Source organism: Verrucomicrobiales bacterium (genome assembly GCA_016793885.1).
In the GTDB taxonomy this organism is placed as follows: Bacteria; Verrucomicrobiota; Verrucomicrobiia; order Limisphaerales; family UBA11320; genus UBA11320.
Window position 1 is genome coordinate 1 of the sequence record JAEUHE010000096.1, and the last position, 3352, is coordinate 3352.

2 protein-coding genes are annotated in these 3352 nt (G+C 60.8%); both read right to left on the reverse strand.

The window, feature by feature from the left end; all coding sequences use genetic code 11:
- Window positions 1–149: 149 nt before the first annotated feature.
- Complete coding sequence (locus JNN07_11190; protein ID MBL9168296.1) at window positions 150–2165, reverse strand: PKD domain-containing protein; 2016 nt, start codon at window positions 2163–2165, stop codon at window positions 150–152.
- Window positions 2140–2622: a hypothetical protein gene (locus JNN07_11195; protein ID MBL9168297.1), complete on the reverse strand. Its 483-nt coding sequence runs from the start codon at window positions 2620–2622 to the stop codon at window positions 2140–2142. The genes JNN07_11190 and JNN07_11195 overlap by 26 nt, the downstream gene beginning before the upstream one ends.
- Window positions 2623–3352 lie beyond the last annotated feature (730 nt).

Here is a 3352-nt window from a genome sequence, read left to right on the forward strand (position 1 = left end):
TTGTAGCGACGTCCGTCCCCGGACGTTTCCCCCCTCCGGAATGCAGCGACGTGGTCTTCGCATACCATGTTCCTCGTCACTTGGAGGGTATAGGGTGGCGAGAAGGAAAAGCGGTGGCATGCCACGCGCGGTCCATAGGGGGGCGAGCCCTACGGAGGCGGTTGTGTCGGGAAGACTAGCCGGAAGAATCGGTGGCCGGTCTTTGGTTTGGCTAGTTTATACTCGCTGATGCCGGTGCGTGGAAGAAATTGGGTCGATAGATGAACCCATCGTACCAGGTCGCGACTTTCTTCGATCGTGATGGATGTGCCGGGCTCACCGCGGAACCTCAACGTAAAGCGGCTGGGTTCATCTTCCCCGATCTCCAGCCGTAGGTCGTCATCGGCAATGGTCGCGGTGGCGCTCGCGCCTGGCACGAAGACCGGGTCGGTCAGGGTCCAGAAGGCTTGCCCCCCGATGCCCTCCCAATCGAGCCCCGGGTAGAAGCGGTGGTAGACTCGCCCGTCGGCGCGTCGATGTTCCGATTGAACCGGAATGTCGACGCTGAGTTGGATGGTCTTCCAAGATTCAATTCCCGGAACATCCAGAATTTCCAGCGCTAGCGTCGCCGTCCGGCTGCCGGATGGAATGAACACCGATCGAACCGACGGCTCGACATAGTGCCGGCCTGGTTCGGCCGTGCCGGAGAGTTGGAAGGGGACCTCCAATGGGTCATCGATCGGTCCGGTTCTGGTCAAGGTGAACACAGTCGTCAATCCAGCTCCCTCGGAGATAATTCGGGGACTCTCGATGTCCACCCGGCGCAATGCCCGACCTCGGTAATCTTGGTTCCTGATTTCCGATCCGGTGATCTCTAGAGCCGAAGCCGGATCCATTTTGAATCCGAACGCGAATGCTCCATTGGTGTAAACGCCCGGCCCGAGTTGTGTCAGCGTGTAGCGGCCGTCCGAATCCGTGATCATCCAGCGCAGAGTCCGGTTCTTTCCTTCGACGGCCAGGCCGTGCACACGGGCGCCGGCGATTGGAGTTCCGGAATCATCGGTGACCCGGCCCGCTATTTTGGCGGTGGCGGGTTGGCCGACCCGCGCCACCACGTGGGAGCGTCCCACGCCGCCTTTGCGATCGCTCACCTCTAGCTGGACTACATATTCACCCACCTCCGACCAGATCTTCTCGACCCGGTTGGACGCTAGCGCGGTGGTAGAATCATCGAAGTTCCAGTGCCAGGACAGATCGTCGCCATCGGGGTCAACCACTCCCGCGGTGAAGACGACTGGCTCTCCCGGCTTCACCTGGAGTCGGTCGGCCCTCAGGCCCACGACCGGTGGTCGATTCGAGGAGCTGGGCGACAGCTCGACCACGACATCCATCCAACGTTCGGGCCCGGAGCCGCCGGCTTGGATGGGTGTCACATGAACATTGCGGAAGCGGTCCGAGAACGTGGCTGCCAGGGGGAGTGTGCGTTCGAAAGAGTCATTCACGAATGCGACGCTCGGCTGCAGCAAGTCCGTTCCGACCTGACGATCGGTTTGGGTCCACCGGAGGATCGCGCCGGCGTTCGGATACAACGGGTTGGTGGGTGCAAGCTCCACCCACAGGCCATGCTCGCGTGCCGGAATGAGAAGGGCATAGAATCGTCCGTTGATCAGGCGCGGCGTCTCTGAGGCATAGAGACGGTAGGTGCCTGATTGGGTCACACGAGCAATGGTGTCCTCATCCACCCACCCTAGTTCCGTGCGGTTGGGCATACTGAAGTGATCTCCGCCTGATCCCATGAAATCCCAAGGATCGCCGTATTCGAGGGATTGGCCAGGGCCGGTGAGAGTGGGCTGGCCGAGTGCACCGTTCGGATGAACTGGAATACTGAACGGATCCCCAAACTCCTTAGAGTCGGAGGGCAGGGGAGGCGAGCCTATCGGAAGATCGGAACCCTTCGTGTCCCATAAGTTGGCATGGTGAAGCCCGAAGTTGTGGCCGATTTCGTGAATCAAGAGAAACCAACCTGAGGCGGAGAGCTGAAGCCCGCGGTTCCCCACGTTAGCGCTTCCGCTCGCGAGGCCCGCAATCCCAGTATGGCGCACCACGTCGAGGTTGAAGCGCGTGTAGTCGATTCCCTGCGCCTGGGCGGCCTCTCGAGCATCATTCAGCAAGCCGTTGAAGGCCATCCCCCGCGGCATAGTCGTCGCGCGATCTGGGAAGCGTCAGAACGGGAGTGATCGTCCAGTGCAGGTGGCATCGACCGTAGGAGATTGACTCCAGGGCTGCCGTCGCCTGGGTGAGATCGTTGCTGACCTCCTCGAACAGGACGGGCTCCGGGGGCTCGTCGGGAAATCGCACGCGAATGTACACCAGGGACACGTCCCCGGTGGTGACCATCGCGGTTCCCAAGTTGCTCGTGCCTTTACTTCGCGACTCAGAGCCGGGGTAACTTGTGCAAAAATGAGGGAGGGGTTGGCCGGGAAGAGCGGATCTGGGGGGAAGCGTCGTGCTTTGGGCGACATCGTCACCCAGGCCTGCAGCCAGCCAGCACACGAGAGCCCAGGACAACCCCTTACATCCGGGCATCCACTGGATAGACCTTCGTTCGTATTCGCTGTTCTCTCCACGCATCAAGTCACTCACGAGATCACCTCAAGTGCTCCAGGCGCAGCGAAACTAGCGTAACTCGACGAGGACGCGATAAGAAATTTTCAGTGGGGTGAAGAGTGCGGGTGTGACTCATTTTGGAGGAGGCCTGGTGCGGAAAGGGTGACCTACACGGATACGACCCAGAAGTTTTCCAGCCCGCCCCGTAAGCTCTCACCCTACGGGGCATGGCGGGCGCGGCCCCCACTGAAGTGGGAACTCCATACCTCCAAGCCTCAGGTTTTTCAGTCCGCCCCCGGTAAGCCCTCACCCCACGGGTCATGGCGGACGCGGCCCCCACTGAAGTGGGAACTCCATGCGGTGAAGTGGCTGGTCCCCCGTACGGAGTTCCGCCTTCAGGCGGAAAGGGCGACGTATGCAGAAGCGAGCCCGAAGTTTTCTACTCGGCCCCCCCGGTAAGCTCTCCCTCCGCGGGTCATGGCGCACGCGGCCCCCACTGAAGTGGGAACTCCTTACCTCCGAGCCTCAGGTTTTTCAGTCCGCCCCCGGTAAGCTCTCACTCCATGGGTCATGGCGGACGCGGCCCCCACTGAAGTGGGAACTCCATGCGGTGAAGTGGCTGGTCCCCCGTACGGAGTTCCGCCTTCAGCCCAATCCATGCAGTTGAGCAAAGTCACTGTTTGAGGTGTGCTAGCGGTATTACATGAAAAACTCAACTAAGCACCTCGACGTATCGAGTCCCCAAACAGTGACGGAGTTTATTAAG